General features: G+C 72.8%; 19 protein-coding genes. 12 read left to right on the plus strand and 7 right to left on the minus strand.

The window, feature by feature from the left end:
• Nucleotides 1-201 precede the first annotated feature (201 nt).
• The gene (locus ACWD01_RS25640; RefSeq protein WP_451165143.1) at nucleotides 202-879 is read left to right on the plus strand and encodes a TetR/AcrR family transcriptional regulator; all 678 of its coding nucleotides are present in this window, start codon (nucleotides 202-204) and stop codon (nucleotides 877-879) included.
• Here ACWD01_RS25640 and ACWD01_RS25645 read toward each other — a convergent pair.
• Nucleotides 848-1,729: a MaoC family dehydratase gene (locus ACWD01_RS25645; protein WP_451165199.1), complete on the minus strand. Its 882-nt coding sequence runs from the start codon at nucleotides 1,727-1,729 to the stop codon at nucleotides 848-850. The genes ACWD01_RS25640 and ACWD01_RS25645 overlap by 32 nt on opposite strands.
• Before the next feature lie 2 nt (nucleotides 1,730-1,731).
• A complete protein-coding gene (locus tag ACWD01_RS25650; RefSeq protein ID WP_451165144.1) occupies nucleotides 1,732-3,042 on the minus strand; it encodes a 3-oxoacyl-ACP reductase in 1,311 nt (436 codons plus the stop codon).
• Nucleotides 3,043-3,213: 171 nt separating this feature from the next.
• Between ACWD01_RS25650 and ACWD01_RS25655 the strand changes: the two genes are divergently transcribed.
• Nucleotides 3,214-5,136, plus strand: coding sequence for an AMP-dependent synthetase/ligase (locus ACWD01_RS25655; RefSeq protein ID WP_451165145.1), 1,923 nt, complete (start codon nucleotides 3,214-3,216; stop codon nucleotides 5,134-5,136).
• Between the two features lie 121 nt (nucleotides 5,137-5,257).
• On the opposite strand, the gene ACWD01_RS25660 is transcribed toward ACWD01_RS25655, so the two are convergent.
• Nucleotides 5,258-5,461 (minus strand): cold-shock protein, encoded by a 204-nt coding sequence (locus ACWD01_RS25660; RefSeq protein ID WP_003967102.1) that lies wholly within the window; start codon nucleotides 5,459-5,461, stop codon nucleotides 5,258-5,260.
• 294 nt (nucleotides 5,462-5,755) lie between these two features.
• Between ACWD01_RS25660 and ACWD01_RS25665 the strand changes: the two genes are divergently transcribed.
• From ACWD01_RS25665 to ACWD01_RS25680, 4 genes are all read left to right on the plus strand, one after another.
• A complete protein-coding gene (locus tag ACWD01_RS25665; protein WP_451165146.1) occupies nucleotides 5,756-6,631 on the plus strand; it encodes a menaquinone biosynthetic enzyme MqnA/MqnD family protein in 876 nt (291 codons plus the stop codon).
• A 53-nt stretch (nucleotides 6,632-6,684) separates the two neighbouring features.
• Nucleotides 6,685-8,445, plus strand: a complete 1,761-nt coding sequence (locus ACWD01_RS25670) for a serine/threonine-protein kinase (RefSeq protein WP_451165147.1) — start codon at nucleotides 6,685-6,687, stop codon at nucleotides 8,443-8,445.
• Between the two features lie 75 nt (nucleotides 8,446-8,520).
• On the plus strand, nucleotides 8,521-9,720 hold the full coding sequence (gene mqnC / locus ACWD01_RS25675) for a cyclic dehypoxanthinyl futalosine synthase (protein ID WP_451165148.1): 1,200 nt from the start codon (nucleotides 8,521-8,523) through the stop codon (nucleotides 9,718-9,720).
• Between the two features lie 7 nt (nucleotides 9,721-9,727).
• On the plus strand, nucleotides 9,728-10,327 hold the full coding sequence (locus ACWD01_RS25680; protein WP_451165149.1) for an imidazolonepropionase-like domain-containing protein: 600 nt from the start codon (nucleotides 9,728-9,730) through the stop codon (nucleotides 10,325-10,327).
• A gap of 27 nt (nucleotides 10,328-10,354) precedes the next feature.
• Here ACWD01_RS25680 and ACWD01_RS25685 read toward each other — a convergent pair whose 3' ends face one another.
• A complete protein-coding gene (locus ACWD01_RS25685) occupies nucleotides 10,355-11,206 on the minus strand; it encodes a hypothetical protein (protein WP_451165150.1) in 852 nt (283 codons plus the stop codon).
• 8 nt (nucleotides 11,207-11,214) lie between these two features.
• The gene (locus ACWD01_RS25690) at nucleotides 11,215-11,715 is read right to left on the minus strand and encodes a SigE family RNA polymerase sigma factor (protein WP_451165151.1); all 501 of its coding nucleotides are present in this window, start codon (nucleotides 11,713-11,715) and stop codon (nucleotides 11,215-11,217) included.
• 181 nt (nucleotides 11,716-11,896) lie between these two features.
• Here ACWD01_RS25690 and ACWD01_RS25695 point away from each other — a divergent pair, with 181 nt between their 5' ends.
• The 3 genes from ACWD01_RS25695 to ACWD01_RS25705 all read left to right on the plus strand — a co-directional run bounded on the left by ACWD01_RS25695 (nucleotide 11,897) and on the right by ACWD01_RS25705 (nucleotide 16,157).
• Nucleotides 11,897-12,592, plus strand: coding sequence for a demethylmenaquinone methyltransferase (locus tag ACWD01_RS25695; RefSeq protein ID WP_451165152.1), 696 nt, complete (start codon nucleotides 11,897-11,899; stop codon nucleotides 12,590-12,592).
• A gap of 9 nt (nucleotides 12,593-12,601) precedes the next feature.
• Nucleotides 12,602-13,534: a glutaminase gene (locus ACWD01_RS25700; RefSeq protein WP_451165153.1), complete on the plus strand. Its 933-nt coding sequence runs from the start codon at nucleotides 12,602-12,604 to the stop codon at nucleotides 13,532-13,534.
• Between the two features lie 184 nt (nucleotides 13,535-13,718).
• Complete coding sequence (locus tag ACWD01_RS25705) at nucleotides 13,719-16,157, plus strand: zinc ribbon domain-containing protein (protein ID WP_451165154.1); 2,439 nt, start codon at nucleotides 13,719-13,721, stop codon at nucleotides 16,155-16,157.
• A 21-nt stretch (nucleotides 16,158-16,178) separates the two neighbouring features.
• Here the strand turns inward: ACWD01_RS25705 and ACWD01_RS25710 are convergent, their stop codons facing one another.
• Nucleotides 16,179-16,706 (minus strand): GNAT family N-acetyltransferase, encoded by a 528-nt coding sequence (locus ACWD01_RS25710; protein WP_451165155.1) that lies wholly within the window; start codon nucleotides 16,704-16,706, stop codon nucleotides 16,179-16,181.
• A gap of 122 nt (nucleotides 16,707-16,828) precedes the next feature.
• Between ACWD01_RS25710 and ACWD01_RS25715 the strand changes: the two genes are divergently transcribed.
• The 3 genes from ACWD01_RS25715 (at nucleotide 16,829) to ACWD01_RS25725 (ending at nucleotide 19,513) form a co-directional block, all read left to right on the plus strand.
• Nucleotides 16,829-18,115 (plus strand): geranylgeranyl reductase family protein, encoded by a 1,287-nt coding sequence (locus ACWD01_RS25715; RefSeq protein ID WP_451165156.1) that lies wholly within the window; start codon nucleotides 16,829-16,831, stop codon nucleotides 18,113-18,115.
• Complete coding sequence (locus tag ACWD01_RS25720) at nucleotides 18,112-18,681, plus strand: GNAT family N-acetyltransferase (RefSeq protein WP_451165157.1); 570 nt, start codon at nucleotides 18,112-18,114, stop codon at nucleotides 18,679-18,681. Before ACWD01_RS25715 ends, ACWD01_RS25720 begins: the two co-directional genes overlap by 4 nt.
• 88 nt (nucleotides 18,682-18,769) lie before the next feature.
• Nucleotides 18,770-19,513 (plus strand): SDR family oxidoreductase, encoded by a 744-nt coding sequence (locus tag ACWD01_RS25725; RefSeq protein ID WP_451165158.1) that lies wholly within the window; start codon nucleotides 18,770-18,772, stop codon nucleotides 19,511-19,513.
• 33 nt (nucleotides 19,514-19,546) lie between these two features.
• Here the strand turns inward: ACWD01_RS25725 and ACWD01_RS25730 are convergent, their stop codons facing one another.
• Nucleotides 19,547-19,999, minus strand: a complete 453-nt coding sequence (locus ACWD01_RS25730; RefSeq protein ID WP_451165159.1) for a hypothetical protein — start codon at nucleotides 19,997-19,999, stop codon at nucleotides 19,547-19,549.
• Between the last annotated feature and the right edge of the window lie 286 nt (nucleotides 20,000-20,285).

Consider the following 20,285-nt stretch of genomic DNA (forward strand, 5'->3'; position numbering starts at 1 on the left):
GTGTGCTGTGTCCGCCTTGGGGCGGGCACAGCACACGTATGTCCGGGCCCGCCCGGATACGGCCGAGATACACCACCCGCGGTTGACCTCCCCGCGCGCGGTGGACCTTAATGCGGGCCATGAACGCCGCCATGACGCTGTCAACTGCCGGAGTCGTAGTCTTACTGCTGAGTAGGGGTACGGGGCGGGAGGAACACTGACATGAGTGCTGTGAAGAGCGTGAGGGCGAAGCGCATGCCGCGCGCCGTGCGCGAGCAGCAGATGATGGACGCCGCCGTGCAGACCTTCGGGCAGCGCGGTTACCGGGCCGCGTCGATGGACGAGATCGCGGAGCTCGCGGGCGTCTCCAAGCCCCTGGTGTATCTGTATCTGAACTCCAAGGAAGAGCTGTTCACCGCCTGCATCCGGCGGGAGGCGCAGCGGCTCACCGAGGCCGTGCGGGCGGCGATCCAGCCGCGCCTGCCGGCGGACCAGCAGATGTGGGCCGGGCTGGAGGCGTTCTTCCGCCACACCCAGGAGAACCCCGACGGCTGGTCAGTGCTGCACCGTCAGGCCCGCACGCACGGCGAGCCGTTCGCGGCGGAGGTCTCGCGGATGCGGCAGGAGATCGCCGACTTCGTGACCGTGCTGATCGGCGCCGCCGCCCGCCAGGGCGTGCCCCCGGCGCCGGGCGCGGGGGGCTCGCACCGGAGCGGCGAGCTGGCCGACCGGGACGTCGAAGGGCTCGCGCAGGCGCTCGTGGGAGCCGCCGAGTCGCTCGCGGGGTGGGCGAACGACGCCGGCGGCATCTCGGCGAAGGAGGCGGCCGGCCTGCTGATGAACTTCGCGTGGACCGGCCTCGGCGGCCTCATGCGGGGCGAGCGCTGGTCCCACCGCTGACGGCCTCCCCGGCCAGGTGCACCCGTTCCCTGCCGCGCAGTTCGAAGACGGCGCCCCGGTCAGTGGCGCGCGCCGCGTAAGTGACCTCGGCGGGGAGCAGCACCGGCGCCCGGAACTCCGCCCGTGCCTCGTTCGCCGGCCCGCCCGTCCGTTCGGCCTCGGCCACGCAGCGCGCGAAGGTCCACATGCCGTGGGCGATGGCGCGCGGAAAGCCGAACAGCCTCGCCGTCAGCGGATGGAGATGGATGGGGTTGCGGTCGCCGGACGCCGCGCCGTAGCGGCGGCCGAGGTCGCCGGGCGCGTGCCACTCGGTGACGGCGGGCGGCGGCGCGGCGTTCTCGGGGCCGCTGTCGCGGGGGCCGTCGTACGCGGTGCGGTGCCGGGCCAGATAGGAGCTGCGGGACTCCCAGACCAGCGCGCCGTCGAGCCGGGCCTCGGTGACCGTTACCACCTCGGTGCCGCGCCGGTGGGGGACCAGTTCCTCGGCGTGCACGGCCAGTTCGGTCCGGTCGCCCCGCAGCAGCGGGCGGCCGTGGCGCCTGATCTCGATCCGGGTGTGGACCAGGCCGAGGAGCGGCAGCGGGAAGGCGCGGTCGGCCATCAGCCGCATCGCGAGCGGGAATCCGAGGATGTGGGGGTACGGGAGCGGCAGCGCCTCACCCTCCGGGAAGCCGCAGACCGCGGCGTACGCGGCGAGGCGCGCGGCGTCGACACGGGCCCCGGGCAGCACCAGCCGGGTGCGCGGGAGCGCCGCCCCGGCGTGGACGCGGCGCTTCAGCGCGGAGAGCGCCGCGCCGCGGACGAGCAGCGGCGTGAGCGGGGGAGCGGTCGTCAGCGTGACGGTGTCCATGGTCACGCGCCCAGCAGGCTCTGGCCGCAGACGCGCAGAACCTGGCCGTTGACCGGCCCCGACGACGGGTGGGCCAGATAGGCGGTCGCCTCGGCGACGTCGGCGGGGAGGCCGCCCTGGGCGTGGGAGTTCATCCGGCGGCCGGCCTCACGGATCAACAGCGGGACGGCGGCGGTCATCTTCGTCTCGATGAAGCCGGGGGCGACCGCGTTGACGGTCACGCCGTGCTCGGCGGCGGCGCGCGGCGCGAGGGAGCGGACCAGGCCGATGATTCCGGCCTTGCTCGCCGCGTAGTTGGTCTGGCCGGTGTTGCCCGCGATCCCGGTGATCGAGGCGGTGGCGACGATCCGGCCGCCGCGGCGGACGGCGCCCGTCTTCAGCAGGGCGTCCGTGGTCTCGAGGACCGCGGCCAGATTGACGTCGACGACCGGACTCCACCGGTCCGCGGGCATGTTGGCGAGCCGGCGGTCACGGGTGATGCCCGCGTTGTGGACGAGGACGTCCAGGTGGCTGTCGGGGAGCGCTGAGGCGATGCGGTAGGCGGCGTCCTCCGCGGTGATGTCGAGCGGGAGCGCGGTCGCCGCCAGCCGGTCCGCGGTGCGCACCAGGTCCGCCTGGGCCTGCGGGACGTCCACACAGATGACATGGGCGCCGTCCCGGGCGAGGACCTCGGCGACGGACGCGCCGATGCCGCGGGCCGCGCCGGTGACCAGCGCGGTGCGCCCGGCGAGCGGGCGGGCCGGGTCGACGGGCCACTGCGGGGTGGTGTCGGCGAGTTCGACGACCTGGCCGCTGACGTACGCGGACTTGGGGGAGAACAGGAAACGCAGCGTGGACTCGGCCGGTGCGGGCGAAGAGCCCGTCAGCCGGACGAGGTTGACGGTCCGCCCGCGGCCGGTCTCCTTGCCGAGGGAGCGGACGAACCCCTCGAGCGCCTGCTGCGCGGCCGCCTGGTGGTGGTCGTCGGGTGACGGCCGTACGCCGAGGACGACGACGCGGCCGCTGTCGGCGACGGAGCGCACGACGGGGTGCAGCGCGGCGTGCACCGCCGCCAGATCCGCGGCGCCGGCGACGCCGGTCGCGTCCAGGAGGACCCCGGCCGGACGGTCCGCCGCGGCGGCCGGCTTCAGGCCGGTGTCGGGCAGCGGACCCTCCAGTCCGGAGCTGCCGGCGGTCAGCACGAGCAAGGGGCCGTCGAGGACCGGCTGTTCGGGGCTCCAGCGGCGCAGCGGGGCCGGCTGGGGCAGACCGAGCCGGCGGGTGAGGAAACGGCCGGGTGCTGTGCCGGTGAAGTGCAGATAGCGATCGGCCATTGTCCTGACTCCTGCTCGGTCGTAGATTTACTCCCCAGTAAGGTTACTCAGGAGTCAGGAGCTGGTCGAGATGCCGCCGACGACGTGTCGCCGGGCCGCGATCCCCGAACGCGCCTGAGCGCTGCCCCCACCTCCGCCCGCCACACCCGGAACCGTCACGAGGAGCCGCACGTGTCAGCCGATCTGGTACTCCCCGCCGGGGCGCCCGCGCCGGTGGAGCCGCACAAGAAGCTGGTCAACGGCGTGGTACGGGAGGTGTCCGTGCCGGCGCTGGTGCCGCCCGTCACCGACGGATCCCTCGCCGACATCCCCTTCCGCAACGCCCGCGAGGCCCCCGACGACGCGGTCCTCAGCCGCAAGGACGCCGACGGGGTCTGGCAGGACGTGACCGCGGCGCGGTTCGCCGAGGACGTCGTCGCCGTCGCCAAGGGCCTGATCGCCGAGGGACTCGAGCCGGGCGACCGGATCGCGATCATGTCCCGTACGACGTACGAGTGGACGCTCCTCGACTTCGCCGCCTGGGCCGCCGGACTCGTCACCGTCCCCGTCTATCCGACGTCGTCCGCCTTCCAGGCGCGCTGGATCCTCGAGAACTCCGGCGCCGTGGCCTGCGCCGTCGAGAGTGCCGAGCAGGCCAGGCTGATCAGCCGCGAGCGCAGACAACTGCCCGGCCTGGTCCATCTGTGGGGGTTCGACACCGGGGGCATCGCCCGGCTCCGGAAGGCCGGCGAGGAGGCCCGTGTCCCGGACGCGGTCGTCACCGCCCGCCGGGCGTCCCTCTCGCCCGACTCGATCGCGACGCTGATCTACACCTCGGGCACCACCGGCCGCCCCAAGGGCTGCGTGCTCACCCACGCCAACTTCTTCGCCGAGGTCGACAACGCGATCGAACTCCTGCACCCCGTCTTCAAGTCGGTCAGCAAGGAGCCAGCCTCCACCCTCCTCTTCCTGCCCCTGTCGCACGTCTTCGGGCGCATGGTCGCCATCGGCTGTCTGCGGGCCCGCGTCCGGCTCGGGCACGCCCCGTCCATCCGGACCGAGGACCTGCTCGCGGACCTGGCGGGCTTCCGGCCGACGTTCCTGCTGGCCATCCCGTATGTGCTGGAGAAGGTCTTCAACACCGGCCGGGCCACCGCGGAGAAGATGGGCAGGGCCGCGTCCTTCGACCGCGCCGCCAAGATCGCGCAGCGGTACGGGCAGGCCGTCGAGGCCGCGGAGCACGGCACCGGACGGGGCCCGTCGCTCGGCCTCAGGGCGGCGCGCGCACTGTACGACCCGCTGGTCTACCGTCGGATCCGCGCGGCCCTCGGCGGCAAGGTGCGGTACGCGATCTGCGGCGGCTCACCGCTCGGCCGCCGGCTCGCCTCCTTCTACGCGGGCGCCGGCATCGAGGTCTTCGAGGGGTACGGCCTCACCGAGACCACCGCCGCCTCCACGGTCACCCCACCGCTGCGGCCCCGGCTCGGCACGGTCGGCTGGCCGATGCCCGGCACCGCGGTGCGCATCGCCGACGACGGCGAGGTGCTGCTGCGCGGCGGCCAGGTCTGCGGCGGCCACTGGGACTCCGAGAGCGGCACGGCGGTCCCGCTGACGGACGCGGAGGGCTGGCTGCCGACCGGTGACCTCGGGGCCCTCGACGACGACGGCTATCTGACGATCACCGGCCGCAAGAAGGACATCATCATCACCTCCGGCGGCAAGAACGTCGCCCCCGCCCCGCTGGAGGACTGGCTGCGCGCCCACCCGCTGGTCGCCCAGTGCATGGTCGTCGGCGACGACCGCCCTTACATCACCGCCCTGTTGACCCTCGAGGAGGACGGGCTCGACCACTGGCGGCGGATGAAGAAGAAGCCGGATCTGCCACTGGCCGAGCTGGTGCGGGACGAGGAACTCCTGGAGGCGCTGCAGCGCGCGGTGGACGAGGCGAACCGGCTGGTCTCACGGGCCGAGTCCATCCGCCGCTTCACGGTGCTGGCCGCGGACTTCACCGAGGAGAGCGGCCATCTGACCCCGTCGTTGAAGCTCAAGCGCGCGGCGATCGCCCGGGACTTCGCGGCGGAGATCGAGTCCCTCTACGACGGCCGGCGCGGCTGAGCCCGCTTGCGGCAGTCCTGTCGCGGGCGCGCCCAAAGGCAGGAGCCTCGCCCCGTACGACCGTACGGGGCGAGGCTCCTTGGGTACTGCTCAGTCGTGCGCGATCGCCGACCCTGGCTGACTAGGCCGGGGTGACGTTCTCCGCCTGCGGGCCCTTCGGGCCCTGGGTGACGTCGAAGTTCACGACCTGGTTCTCCTCGAGGGAGCGGAACCCGGACGCGTTGATCGCGGAGTAGTGGACGAAGACATCCGGGCCGCCGCCGTCCTGGGCGATGAAGCCGAAGCCCTTTTCAGCGTTGAACCACTTGACGGTTCCGGTAGCCATAAGCCCTCCTATGGGCCAAAGGGTTGCCCTGCTCCAGAACCTGCAAGAAGTCTGAAAACTACAAAAGCCTGCGGGTTACATGCTCCGCAGGCTCTGTACTGCAAGGGAAACCAAACTGCAACTTGCGTCGAGCCTAGCACGCAGCGTGTGCGCAGCGGTAGAGGGAAAGATCACGTCACCCGAACGTTTGATCACGCCCGTCCGGGCTGACGAAGCCCAGCTCGGACGGGGCGCGCCGGAACGTCGCGGCCACCCGGCGGCGGCGCGGGAGGGGTCCGGGTCTAGCCTCACGATGTGGACAGTCTTGGAGAAAGCACAGCAACCGACCCCCTTCGCAGCAGGCCGCGCGTCGGTCACATCCAGTTCCTGAACTGCCTCCCCCTTTACTGGGGGCTCGCCAGGACCGGAACTCTCCTCGATCTCGAACTGACGAAGGACACGCCGGAGAAGCTCAGCGAGCGGCTGGTGCGCGGAGAACTCGACATCTCGCCCGTCACGCTGGTGGAATTCCTGCGGAATGCCGATGAACTCGTCGCCTTTCCCGACCTCGCCGTCGGCTGCGACGGCCCGGTGATGTCCTGCGTGATCGTCTCGCAGCTCCCGCTGGAGCAGCTCGACGGCGCGCGCGTCGCACTCGGCTCCACCTCCCGCACCTCCGTACGGCTGGCCCAGCTGCTGCTCGCCGAGCAGTACAAAGTGACCCCCGACTACTTCACGTGCCCGCCGGACCTCGGCGTGATGATGCTGGAGGCCGACGCCGCCGTCCTCATCGGCGACGCCGCGCTGCGGGCCTCCCTCCACGACGCCCCCCGGCTCGGTCTGCGGGTGCACGACCTCGGACAGATGTGGAAGGAGTGGACGGGGCTGCCGTTCGTCTTCGCCGTGTGGGCGGCGCGCAAGGAGTACCTGGCACGCGAACCGGGCGTGGTCCGCAAGGTGCACGAGGCGTTCCTCGCCTCGCGGGACCTGTCCCTCGAAGAGGTCGGCAAGGTCGCGGAGCAGGCCGCGCGCTGGGAGGCCTTCGACGCGGAACTGCTGGAACGGTACTTCACGACACTGGACTTCCGTTTCGGGCCGGACCAGTTGGAGGGTGTGAAGGAGTTCGCCCGCAGGACGGGCCCGAGCACCGGCTTCCCGGCGGACGTGAAGGTCGAACTCCTCGGCGAGTGACACCCCCTAGGCTGAGCCCCGACGTGCGCAGGGGGCCGAACGGGGGAGTGCGGATGCAGCCGCTGGATCCGGGGGAGCCGCGCGGCATCGGCGCGTACCGGTTGCTGGGCAGGCTCGGCGCGGGCGGGATGGGACGCGTCTATCTCGGCCGCAGCGCCGGCGGGCGCACTGTGGCCGTCAAGGTCGTCCACCCGCACTTCGCGCTCGACGACGAGTTCCGGGCCAGGTTCCGGCGCGAGGTGGAGGCGGCGCGGCGGGTCGGCGTGGAATGGACCGCGCCCGTCCTGGACGCCGACCCGGACGCGCCCGTGCCCTGGGTCGCGACCGGCTACGTCGCGGGCCCCTCCCTCTCCCAGGCGGTCACCGGACACGGCCCGCTGCCCGACGCGTCGGTCCGCGTGCTCGGCTTCGAACTGGCGAGGGCGCTCACCGCCGTGCACGCGCTCGGGCTCGTGCACCGGGACGTGAAGCCGTCCAACGTGCTGCTGACCCTGGAGGGGCCGCGGCTGATCGACTTCGGGATCGCCCGCGCCATGGACGGCACCGCGTCCCTCACCTCCACCGGTGTGTCCGTCGGTTCGCCGGGCTACATGGCCCCCGAGCAGATCCGTGGCAAGGGCGTCACCGGCGCCGCCGACGTCTTCTCGCTCGGCGCGGTCCTCGCGTACGCGGCGACCGGCGAGGCGCCCTTCCCTGGCGACTCCTCGGCCGCGCTGCTCTACATGGTGGTGCACGAGGAACCCGAACTGGGCGAGCTCGACGGCGACCTGCGGGATCTGGTGGCCGCGTGCCTGACCAAGGACCCGGCCGCCCGGCCCGGCCCCGACGAGGTCGCGGACCGGCTGGCGGCGGTGCCGGCCGGACCGGAGGGGACGGCGGGAGCGGCCGGATGGCTGCCGGGGCCGCTGGTCGAGCAGATCAGCCGCGCGGCCGTGGAGCTGCTGCATCTGGACTCCTTGCCGCTGCCGCCGCCCGAGCCGACCGGACCGCTGCTGCCGCCCGAGCCGACCGGACCGGTGCCGCCGTCCGCGTCGGCCGTCGAGCCGGGTGCCTCGGGGCCCGTGGACTTCAGCAGTCCCGCCATCGGCGTCTTCGGACCGCCGGTCGAACCGGGTACGCCGGGGGAGCCGCCGACCGCATGGGGGCCGCAGCCCGGTCCGCGGCCGCCGAATCCGGCACAGCCTGCCGACCCCGCGCAGCCCTCCGGTCCCACCCAGCCCTCCACCGGCGGCCTCTCGCTCTCCGTCGGCGGCCGGACGGTCAGCTGCACCCTCGCGCTCACCGTCGCGGGCGCCCTCGCCGCCGTCACGGTCGGCGCCGGGCTCCTCCTCAACACCTGGCGCGGCGGCGGCGACGCGGACACGGGGAACGTCGGGGCGCAGCCGCCCTCCGTGTCGGCCTCCGCGTCACCGCCGGCCGCCGGCGCCGCCCAGCCGGTCGACGAGGTGCCCAAGGAGTTCGTCGGCACCTGGAGCGGTCCGTCGATCGAGCAGAGCGGGGTGCCGCACGGCACCATCACGGTCACGGTCACCGAGGGGAAGAAAGGCGAGGACGTCGTCCGTACGACCACCTCGCTCTCCGTGCTGAGGGTGACCGTCGAGTGCCACGGCGTCGGCAGGCTCGCCGCCGGCAGCACCGCCCGCAAGCTGCGGATCGAGGAACGCACGGACACCGAGCGGGCCTCACAGGGCCCGTGCACCGGCGGCGACGCGGTCCTGGACCTCACGCTCGCAGAGGACGGGACGCTGCGCTACCAGTCGCACGAGGATGCCGCGGGCCGCCCGACCGCCACCCTCACGAAGAAGCCCGGCTGACGGGCCGGCCAGGGCGGTGGCGTAGCCTGGCCCGGTCCGTGGAATCAGCAGAAAACCGCCGAAGGGTGACGCCCGGTGACCGAGAAGGCCGATCTTCAGCCCGTCCTGGACCGTGCCGCCGAAGGCGGCCGGATCACGGCAGAGGAAGCGCTCGAGCTCTACCGCTCCGCTCCGCTGCACGCCCTCGGCGCGGCGGCCGACGCCGTGCGCCGCCGGCGGTACGCGGGCAGCGAGCACATCGCGACGTACATCATCGAGCGCAACATCAACTACACCAACGTGTGTGTCACGGCCTGCAAGTTCTGCGCCTTCTACGCAGCGCCGAAAGACACCGCCAAGGGCTGGACCCGCGACCTCGACGACATCCTGCGCCGCTGCGCGGAGACCGTCGAGCTCGGCGGCACGCAGATCATGTTCCAGGGCGGCCACCACCCCGACTACGGGGTGGAGTACTACGAGAAGCACTTCGCGGCCATCAAGAAGGAGTTCCCGCAGCTGGTGATCCACTCGCTCGGCGCGTCCGAGGTGGAGCACATGGCCAGGATCTCCGGGGTGTCCGTCGAAGAGGCGATCTCCCGTATCCACGCAGCCGGTCTGGACTCCTTCGCCGGCGCCGGCGCCGAGTTGCTGCCCGAGCGGCCGCGCAAGGCGATCGCCCCCCTCAAGGAGTCGGGCGAGCGGTGGCTGGAGATCATGGAGATCGCGCACAACCTGGGCGTGGAGTCCACCTCCACGATGCTGATGGGCACCGGCGAGACGAACGCCGAGCGCATCGAGCACCTGCGGATGATCCGCGACGTGCAGGACCGCACGGGCGGCTTCCGCGCTTTCATCCCGTACACGTACCAGCCGGAGAACAACCACCTCAAGGGCCGTACGCAGGCCACGCTCTTCGAGTACCTGCGCCTGATCGCCGTCGCGCGGCTCTTCCTCGACAACGTCGCGCACATCCAGGGCTCCTGGCTGACCACCGGCAAGGAGGTCGGCCAGCTGTCGCTGCACTACGGCGCGGACGACCTCGGCTCGATCATGCTGGAGGAGAACGTCGTCTCCTCGGCGGGCGCCAAGCACCGCTCCAACCGCATGGAGATCATCGATCTGATCCGCAAGTCGGGCCGCGTGCCCGCGCAGCGGACCACGACGTACGAGCACATCGTGGTGCACGACGACCCGGCGGACGACCCGGTCGACGAGCGGGTCGTCTCGCACTTCTCCTCCACGGCGATCGAGGGCGGTACGGCCCACCCGGAGCTGAAGCTGCTCCCCGCGAACTGACGCGGCCGTGCTGACGATCCACGTCGCGGAGGCCTCGCCGGAACTCGCCGTTCTGGTCGACGGTGCGCACATCGCCGCCGTCGGCCCGTACGAGGACCTGGCCGCGGTCCGCCCGCAGGCACGGGTACGGCGGTGGCCCGGCATCCTCACCGCCGGGCTGCTCAACCCGTACGGGCCCGAGCTGCTGGAAGCCGCCTACCACCCGGACCCGCGCGAGGCCGACCGGTACGGCACAGAGCCGGTCACCGGAGAGCGCGCGCAGGCCCTCTTCCGGATCGACCCGTCACGCCGGGGCGCGAGCGCACGGCGCGGCGTCCAGCGGATGCTGGCGCACGGAACGGTCGCGATCGCGGGCGAACTGCGCAGCAGGCCCGCCCTGGACGCGGTGCGCCGCGCCGGGCTCGTGGTGGGCGGACGGCCCCCCAGACTGCCGGGACCGCCGTCGTTCTCTCCGGTGCCGCTCGTCCTGCTGCCCGGGCCGACTCCGGGCGGCCCAGCCCGGTTCGCCGTGTTCGACGTGGCGGACCGGGCCGAACTGGTCCGGCGCGGCGCCTCGACCTGCGTGGCCACCGTCATCGAAGGGCGGCTGGTCCACCGGAGCAGGTAGCGGGCTCAGCGTCGTTGCCGCGGGGTGTCAGCCGCCCCGGACGGACGTCTGCCGCTCCTCCATCGGCTGTTCGTCCGCGACCCGGACCAGTTCGAGGAAGGCGGGGTCGGCGACGACGGCCAGCAACTGCTCGTTGGTGACCGGAGCGGAGGTCTGCGACGCGTCGTGCGGGTTCAGCGACAGTGACACGTCGCTGCTGCCGTAGCGGAAGCTCACCCAGGTACCGGTGACCTGGCCGGAGTTCACGGGCGCGGTGATCGCCCGGGCCTCGATGCCGCCCGGCAGCGTCGCCTGCCTGCACACCATGTCCTTGACGCCGTCGAGGCACGGTTTCTCCGGACGGCTCGGATCGTGGGGCCGGACCGAGAAGATGAGCACGAACTCCTTCTCGCCCTGCGTCACCTGGTACTGCCTGACGTGGAGGTCCGTGCGCTGCACGGTGCCGACGCCCTCGGGCAGCAGCTCCCGCAGGACGCCGACGGCCTGTTGCTGGAAACCCTCCTGACGTGCCCGCTCCGCCTCGGGGAGGTCGGCCATCGACTTCTCCCCCGGGGACGGCTCGATGTGGACCGGGGGGAACGACGGCGCGGGCGAGGCGGTCGTCGGTGGCGGCGGGGACGGTGAGACCGTGGCGGCCGGTGCCGCCGGTGCCGCATGTCCCCCTCCGGGCAGGCCCGCCACGGCCCCGGCCGTGCCGATCGCCGCGACGGTGAGCACACCGGACGCGATCGCCAGCCGCGTACGGAATCTGCGGCGGCGCCCCTCGGCGAGCGCGGGGCCGACGAGGTCGGGCAGCGGGGGGAGGTCGTCGGACGCCCGGTCCATGGCGTCCCGTACCAGCAGGACGGTCCGGTCCTCGGTGTGTTCCTGGTCGTGCACGGTGTTCCTCACCTCTCCGATGTGTAGATCTCGGCCTCGCCCAGCTCACCGCGGAGCCGGGAGAGCGCACGTGAGCACTGGCTCTTGACCGTGCCTTCGCTGCACCGCATCAAGGTGGCGACCGCCGCGACGCTCAGGTCCTCCCAGTACCGCAGGACGACCATGGCCCGGCTGCGCGGCGGCAGCGTGGACAGCGCGGCCAGGAGCGTCACCCGCAGTTCCGTGTGGCCGGGCGGGGCCGGCGTGTCGGTATGTCTGTGGGCCACCAGGTCCCGCAGGCCGCGGCGCCGTTCGGAGAGGAAGGTCCGGGTGAGCACGGTCTTGGCGTAGGCGTGGGGGTGATCGGCGGCGGCCACCCGCCGCCAGTGCTGGAACAGCTTGGCGAGGGTCGTCTGGGTGAGATCGCGTGCCGCGTCGGCGTCGCCGCTCAGCAGATACGCGGTCCGGTAGAGCCTGTGCTGGCTCGCCCTGGCGAATGCCTCGAAGTCCAGCTCGCTGTCGGGTGGCATCGGCGCCCGCCCCTCCGTGGTGATGATCGTCCGTTCCGCGCTGTCATCCGTTCCTTGAGCACCGGCGGGCGGAAAAGGTTGCGTGCGCGTTCATACGACAGCGGGCGCCGGGGCAGGGTTCCGGCGCGGCGGGGCCGCCCCCTGGTCCGTCCGGGAGCGGGCCGGGTTGCACAATGGGTCCGTGACCCGAGCCTCCCTGGAAAAGCAGCCGCACGAAGTCGCCTCGATGTTCGACGACGTGGCGGCGAACTACGACCTCACCAACGACGTGCTCTCGCTCGGCCAGGACCGCCGCTGGCGCAAGGAGGTCGCGAAGGCCGTCGACGCCCGTCCCGCGGAGAAGGTCCTCGACCTGGCGGCGGGCACCGGCACCTCGTCCCTGCCGTTCACCGCCACCGGGGCGTACGTCGTGCCCTGCGACTTCTCCCTCGGGATGCTCCGCGAGGGCAAGCAGCGCAACCCCTGGCTGCCGCTCACCGCGGGCGACGCGACGAAACTGCCGTTCGCCGACGACGTCTTCGACGCCGTGACGATCTCCTTCGGGCTGCGCAACGTGCAGGACACGGACACGGCGCTGCGCGAGCTGCACCGGGTCACCAAGCCGGGCGGACGCGTCGTGATCTGCGAGTTCTCGCACCCGACGTGGGCTCCGTTCCGGACCGTCTACGAGGAGTACCTGATGCGGGCGCTGCCGCCCGTGGCCCGCGCGGTCTCCTCGAACCCCGACGCGTACGTGTACCTCGCCGAGTCGATCCAGAGCTGGCCCGACCAGCCCGCCCTGGCGCGCCGCCTCCAGCAGGCCGGCTGGTCCAAGGTCGCGTGGCGCAACCTGTCCGGCGGCATCGTGGCGATGCACCGCGGCACCAAGCCCCGGTAGGCAACGGGCATGGAACTTCACGGAATCGCCGTGGACTACCAGGCGGTTCTGGAGCAGATCGCCGAGGACGTCGCCCCGCTGATCGGCAGCGGCACGCCCGCCGAGTACATTCCGGCGCTCGCGGGCGTCGACCCGCGGCGCTTCGGCATGGCCGTCGCCGACGTGAGCGGCAAGGTGTACGGGGTGGGGGACTGGGAGCAGCCCTTCTCCGCGCAGTCCATCACCAAGGTGTTCGCCCTCGCGCTCGCCCTGGCCGAGGGCGACGACACCCTGTGGGAGCGCGTCGGCCGCGAGCCCTCCGGCAACCCCTTCAACTCGCTGGTGCAGCTGGAGTACGAGAACGGCGTCCCGCGCAATCCGTTCATCAACGCGGGCGCCCTCGTCGTCACGGACCGGCTGCAGACCCTCACCGGCGACGCGAGCAGCGAACTGCTGGAGTTCCTGCGGCAGGAGAGCGGCAATCCGGAGCTGGCCTTCGACCCCGAGGTCGCCGAGTCGGAGTCCGCGCACGGCGACCGCAATGCCGCGCTCGCCCATTTCATGGCCTCGTACGGCAACATCGCGAACCCGGTGCCGACGCTGCTCGACCACTACTTCTGGCAGTGCTCGATCGAGATGAGCTGCGCCGACCTGACCCTGGCCGCGCGTTTCCTGGCCCGCCACGGACTGCGTGCCGACGGCTCGCGGCTGCTCACCCGCAGCGAGGCCAAGCAGATCAACGCTGTGATGCTGACCTGCGGGACGTACGACGCGGCCGGCGAGTTCGCCTACCGGGTCGGGCTGCCCGGCAAGAGCGGGGTGGGCGGCGGGATCGTCGCGGTCGTGCCGGGGCGGTGCACCCTGTGCGTCTGGAGCCCGGGGCTGGACGCGCGCGGCAATTCGGTGGCGGGCATGGCGGCGCTGGACCGCTTCACGACGCTGACCGGCCTCTCCGTGTTCTGAGCCGGCCGACCACTTCCCTTGCGCCCGGGCCGAGTTGACGGGAACCGGCCGTTGGTGAAGATGAGTCAGTGGTCTACGACCGCATACAGCCGTGCCGGTCCGCCCGCTCTCGTCTCCGCTCCCCTCCGTCTTTTGCTTCTGAGCTTCATCTTCCCGTCCCTGTCTGCCGTTTCGGAGTCTTCCCATGGCGTCGTTCTGCCAGCACTGCGGCACCCCATCCCCGGATGAGGCGCGCTTCTGCATGAAATGCGGGAAGGAGCGGCTGCCCGAAGTACCGACCGCGCCACCGCCACCGGCAGCGGCTCCGACGGCCCCTCCGGCCGCACCCCCGCCACCGGCCGCACCCCAGCCTCCGGCCACTCCGCCGCCGCCCGCGCACGGGCCCGGCCCCGCGCAGCCGTCGCCCCTCGGCGCCTTCCTCGGCCGGGCCTTCCGGGGCGACTGGCTGCCGGCCGCCAAGGCCGCGCTCTGGCCGGCCGGGCTGCTGCTCGGGCTCGCGATCGCGCTGGCCGTTCCCTCGTACGGGCAGGACGACGAGGTCGTCGTCGGCTGGAGCGACCGGCTCCGTATCGCCCTGGCCCTGCTGCTCCAGGGTGTCGGCGGTGACTTCGAACTGAAGGCGTCCGGACCGTCGCAGTACGGCCCGGACGGCTCCGACGGTTCCTACTCCGAATTCGGCGACGCGTACGGTTCCGGCTCCGGCTTCGGCTCGGGCTTCGGCTCCTCCGGATCGGACGACGCCGTGCAGGGCGCCGTAACGCTTTCGCTCGTACCGCTGACGGTGACGGCGCTGCTGATCGGGGCGCTCTGGCTGGCGGCCCGGATGCTGCGCCGCCGCGGCGAGGGCCTGGAGGCGGCGGTCCGTGTCTCCGTGCTCGTCACGGGTGTGGTGCTGGTCCTCGGTCTGTTCGCGCAGCCCGAGATCCTGGGGGTGGAGGTGTCGTCGTCGCCCGTGCTCGCCGCGCTCGGCACGCTGGTGATCTCCCTCGCGGTGACGGCCGGGGTGCTGCAGCGCGACCGGTTGGCGGCGCGGCTCGCAGAGCGCCCGGCCGCCGGGTCGGCGGTGCGTGCGCTGAGCACGGCGATCGGCGCGGTGTGCGCGGTGGTCGCGCTGTGCTCGCTGGTCGGCTTCGTCGTCTACGCGAACACCGAGGACGTCGACGGGACGGCGCTGCTCCTCGCCCTGCCGATCCTGCCCAACATCGGTTTCGCGGTCCTCGGGCTGAGCTGGGGCGTGCCCGTGGAGTACAGCTTCCGGGGCAGCGTCGGCTGGGGTGGTTCCGCCATGGAGCGCGGCACCGTCGGACTCGGCGAGATCGGCGACGAGTGGGGCGGCGGCGCCGTGACCGGCATGGTGGCGCTGGGCGTGGTGAGCGCGCTGGCCATCGGCATCTGGGCGGCCCGCCGCTCGGCCGACCGGCGTGAGCAGGTGCTGGCCGGGGCGTTCGCGCTCGGGCTGATCCTGGTGTTCACCGGCTTCAGCGGAATCACCTCCGATCTGGCGGGCGCCTTCGGCGACTTGGGCGGCCTGGGCAGGACCGAGGTGGCTCCGAGCGTTCCGGACGCGTTGCTGTTCGGTCTGCTGTGGGTGGGCGGCTCGCTGCTGCTGGCCCCGGTGCTGCTGCGCCTCGGGGCCGGCGGCTCGGCCACCGGGCAGGCTCCGCCCGCGCCGGTCCTGCCCGCCCCCGGCCAGGCCCCCATGACCCCCTACGGCCCCGCCCCCGCGCAGGCCCCGCCTGCTTTGGACGAGACCGCGCCGTTGCCGGCCACGCCCGCGCCCCCGGCCGGTGTCGCCGCCCCCGTACCGACCCCCACCAGCGTGGACGGCGGCGCCGCGGCCTACGTACCCGCGCCGTACGCGCCGCAGCCCCCGCTCCCCGGCGCGTACGACGAGCCCGCCGCCGACGGGGGCCGCAAGCGGCGCGTCATGGTGTGGACGGCCACGCTCACCGCGGCGTTCGTCGTCGGCGGTGGCGCGACCGCGGGCGTGCTGATGCTTCAGGACCGGGAGGACCGGGCCGACCCGTCGATCGAGATCGCCGGAACGCCCGGTGCCGACGCCAAGGCGTCCGCCTCCCCCTCGCCGACCCCGCCGCCCTCGGCAGCGCCCACCACTCCGTCCGCCGAGCCGTCCCCCGACGCGTCCGACGCGTCCGGCGCCGACGCCGCGCTTCCGGCCGGATTCGTGCTGAAGCAGGACCCGGCCGGGTTCACCATCGGCGTGATGGACGGCTGGTCCCGCCGCCAGACCGGCAGCCAGATCTTCTACGAGGCGCCCACCGGCGGTGCGTACATCCAGGTCGGGATCGTCAGGGACACACCGATGACCAGCTACGAGAACTTCACCGGCCTGGAGAAGAAGCACCTGGCGAACACCGAGAGCGACTACGAACGGGTCCGGCTGGAGGAGAACACCTACCAGGGACGGCCGGGCGCGATCTGGGAGTTCACCCACATCCCCGAGCCCGACGAGAGCCCCCTGCGGCGCCATGTGATCGACCAGGCGTTCGTCGCCGCCGACGGCACCGAGTACGCGATCCTCGCCGCCGTCCGCGCCGACCACTGGGACCCGGCCAGGGACCTGGTGTTCTCCACCGCGGTCAGCACGTTCGAGCTCGGCTGAGCCAAGGGGCCGCCCGGCCGGTCACGGCCGGGCGGCACCCAGCTCCAGCCGGAAGCAGAAGCCCTGCTGCTGGGACGTCGGAGTCATGAACGTCTCCGCGAGCTCCATGCCGAGCCGCCGCGTCACGGCGATGGAACGCTCGTTGCGGGCGTCCACCATCGCCACGACCCGCTCCACCCCCGCCGCCCGTACCCGCTCCAGCGTGGTGCGGGCGGCCACGGTCGCGTACCCCTTGCCCCACGCGGCGCGCGCCAGCCGCCAGCCGATCTCTATCTCGCCGACGGGGCCGAAGTTCTCGTGCGGCCACGGCTGGGCGCCGGTGAAGCCGATGACGTCGCCCTGCTCGTCGAGCATCGTCCAGAGGCAGAATCCGTGCTCGGCGTCGTGCCGGCGCTGGCGGGCCGTGAGCTCCTCGTAGACGGACAGTTCGGCCGCTTTCCCGCCGTGGAACTCCATCACGTCCGGGTCGTCGAAGGCCCGGTGCCAGGCGACGGCGTCCTCGTCCGTGGGGACCCGCAGCTGTATGACGGGGAGCGGCCTGCTGGTCATAGACGGAGCCCTTCGGTCGGTAGATCGGTACGCCACCTTAGACTGCACAAGACTGCACCTGTCCTGTGCCGTTCGGTACGCGATATCGACAAAGCCCCATCGAATCCTCGGGAGAAGCCGCCGTGACCGAAGCCCTCACCGAGCACACTGCCGATGTGATCGTCGTCGGGGCGGGCCCGGCCGGCTCCACGACCGCGTACCACCTGGCGAAGGCCGGACTGGACGTGCTGCTGCTGGAGAAGACCGCGTTCCCGCGCGAGAAGGTCTGCGGCGACGGCCTCACCCCGCGCGCGACCAAGCAACTGGTCGCCATGGGCATCGACATCTCGGAAGAGGCCGGCTGGCTGCGGAACAAGGGCCTGCGGATCATCGGCGGCGGGGTGCGGCTCCAGCTCGACTGGCCGGATCTCGCCTCGTACCCGGACTACGGTCTCGTCCGCAAGCGCGACGACTTCGACGAGCAACTGGCCCGGCAGGCGCAGAAGGCGGGCGCGCGGCTGTACGAGCGGTGCAACGTCGGCGCGCCGGTCATCGACGACCGCACCGGCCGGATCACGGGGGTGCACGCCAAGCTCGGCGAGGAGAAGACCCCGGTCACCTTCCGCGCCCCGCTCGTCGTCGCCGCCGACGGCAACTCCTCCCGGATCTCCCTCGCCATGGGTCTGCACCGCCGCGAGGACCGCCCGATGGGCGTCGCGGTCCGGACGTACTTCACCTCGCCGCGCCACGAGGACGACTACCTCGAGTCGTGGCTGGAGCTGTGGGACCGGCGGGGACCGGGCGAGGACCGGCTGCTGCCCGGCTACGGCTGGATCTTCGGCATGGGCGACGGCACGTCCAACGTCGGCCTCGGCGTCCTCAACACCTCCGCCTCCTTCAAGGAGCTGGACTGGCGCGAGGTCCTCAAGGCCTGGTGCGCGTCGATGCCCGAGGACTGGGGCTACACCGAGGAGAACATGACCGGCCCGATCCGCGGGGCGGCCCTGCCGATGGCGTTCAACCGCCAGCCGCACTACACCCGCGGTCTGCTGCTGGTCGGCGACGCGGGCGGTCTGGTCAACCCGTTCAACGGCGAGGGCATCGCCTACGCGATGGAGTCCGGCCAGATCGCGGCCGACGTCATCGTCCAGGCCCAGGCCCGGCAGACCCCGGCCCAGCGCGAGATGGCCCTGCACCGCTACCCGAAGGTCCTCAAGGACACCTACGGCGGCTACTACACTCTGGGCCGCGCCTTCGTGAAGCTGATCGGCAACCCGAAGGTCATGAAGATCGCGACCCAGCGCGGACTGACCCACCCGGTGCTGATGAAGTTCACGCTGAAGATGCTGGCCAACCTGACCGACCCGACGGGCGGCGACGCGATGGACCGCATCATCAACGGCCTGTCCAAGGTCGCCCCGAAGGCGTGAACCCGGCCGGACTCCCCGCCGGGCTCCCCGGTGACGTGACGCTGCGTACGGCCGCGCCCGGCGACGCCGAGGCGCTGTGCGCGGCGTACGCGGCCGACCGGGAGCACCTGGCGCCCTGGGAGCCGCGCCGCCCCGACGAGTTCTTCACCGTCGACGGCCAGGCCCGCCGCCTCGCCGAGCGGCTGCGCGAGTACGAGGCGGGACGCCTGGTGCCGTGGCTGCTGGTGGCCGGCGACGGGCGCGTCGTCGGCACGATCACCCTCACCGGCATCACCCGCGGCCCGTTCTGCAGCGCCTCCCTCGGCTACTGGACAGCCGGCGACCGGCAGGGCAGGGGACTGGCGACGGCGGCGGTGACCGCGGTGTGCCGTGCCGCGGCCGACGAACTGGGCCTGCACCGGATCGAGGCGTCCACCCTGCTGGAGAACGCGCGCTCGCAACGGGTGCTGGAGAAGTGCGGCTTCACCCCCATCGGCCTGGCGCCCCGCTACCTCCACATCGCCGGCGCCTGGCGCGACCACCGCCTCTTCCAACGCATCCTCCACGACGCCCCGCCGCCCGCCTGACGGGCGGCCCGGTGGTCCCGGGCTCGCGGGCCCGGGACCGGCAGGATGGCTCCGAGCCCCCGACGGGGGACGACGGGAGGAGACCGGGATGCGGGTGGCGGTAGCGGGCGGTACGGGGACGGCGGGGCGGCACGTCGTCGAGGAGCTGCGGGCGGCCGGGCACGAGCCCGTCGTGCTCGCCCGCTCGGCGGGCGTGGACGTCACGACGGGCAAGGGGCTGGACGAGGCGCTGGCGGGCGCGGACGCGGTGATCGACACCGCCAACGTGTCGACCATCAGCCGCGCCAAGGCCGTGGCCTTCTTCGAGGCCGAGACGCGCAACCTGCTCGCCGCCGAAGAACGGGCGGGCGTACGGCACCACATCGTGCTGTCGATCGTCGGCATCGAGCGCGTCGGCCACGGCTACTACCAGGGCAAGCTCGCCCAGGAACGCGCCGTGGCCGCCGGTCCGGTGCCGTGGACGGTCCTGCGGGCCACGCAGTTCCACGAGTTCGCGGACCAGGTGCTCGACCAGATGCCGGGCCCGTTCGCCCTCGTCCCACGCATGCGCACCCAGCCGGTCGCCGTCCGCGAGGTCGCCCGCGCCCTCGTCGCCGTCGCGGAGGGCCCGCCCCAGGGCATGGCCCCCGAACTGGCCGGCCCGCGCGAGGAACAGCTCCTCGACATGGTGCGCCGCGTCCTCCCGCTGCGCGGGGAGCGCCGCCTGGTGCTCCCCGTCCCCCTGCCCGGCCGCGCGGGCCGCGCGATGGCGTCCGGGGCGCAGCTCCCCGGCGGCCCGGGCCCGCGGGGCACGCAGACGTTCCAGGACTGGCTGCGGGAGCGCGGGACGTGACCGGAGCGCCGACAAGGCCGCGTGGTCGCTCGGTCAGGACATGCGGATGACGGCCCGGTCGCCGTCGACGGCGACGATCTTGACCTTCAGGCCGTTGACGACCGAGGTGCCCGAGGCGCTCATGCTGCCGCTGAAGGTGTAGCCGGGGGGACCGGCCGCCTTGTGGGTCAGCGCGTTGCCGGCGACGCGGACCACGGTGAAGCTCTTCAGCGCGACCTCGTCGCCGGTGAAGGCGATCGTGTCCCCGGCCCGTACCGCCACCTCGCAGCGGCCGTCCGCGCAGGCCGTCAGGTCCGTGCCGTCGGCCGGCTCGGGCAGAGCCGGGGCGCTGGACACCGGGGGAGAGGGGGACGACAGCGGTGACGGGGCCGCAGAGGGCTTGGCGGCGGAGGAGTCGTCGGACTCCGGGCCCCCGCACCCGGTCAGCATCAGCCACACCGCGGCGGCGCACAGGGCGGCTTCCAGGCGGTGGACGGTGGAGGGCATCGGGACGCTCCCGGGTTCTCGGGCCAGGACGCGGGATGCATGCCCGCCGCCGGGCCCGGCGACGCCTGGGGCCTCTCGTTCGGAGCTTGCCGGGCCCGCGTGCCCTGGCACCGCACCTCGCTGGGTTGCCGTCAGTCGCCGACTCCCCCGTAGCCCTTCAGGCACGGGAGGTGCCCCCACCGCGTGGACTCTCCCCTTGCCTTCGCGGGGGGACCCTCATCCCTCCGCCTTGCGATGTGTCCCCTCGGCCCTGGCGGGCCTGGGGAGACCCATGCCTCGGCCGGTG

This window comes from Streptomyces sp. NPDC002835 (assembly GCF_053591995.1).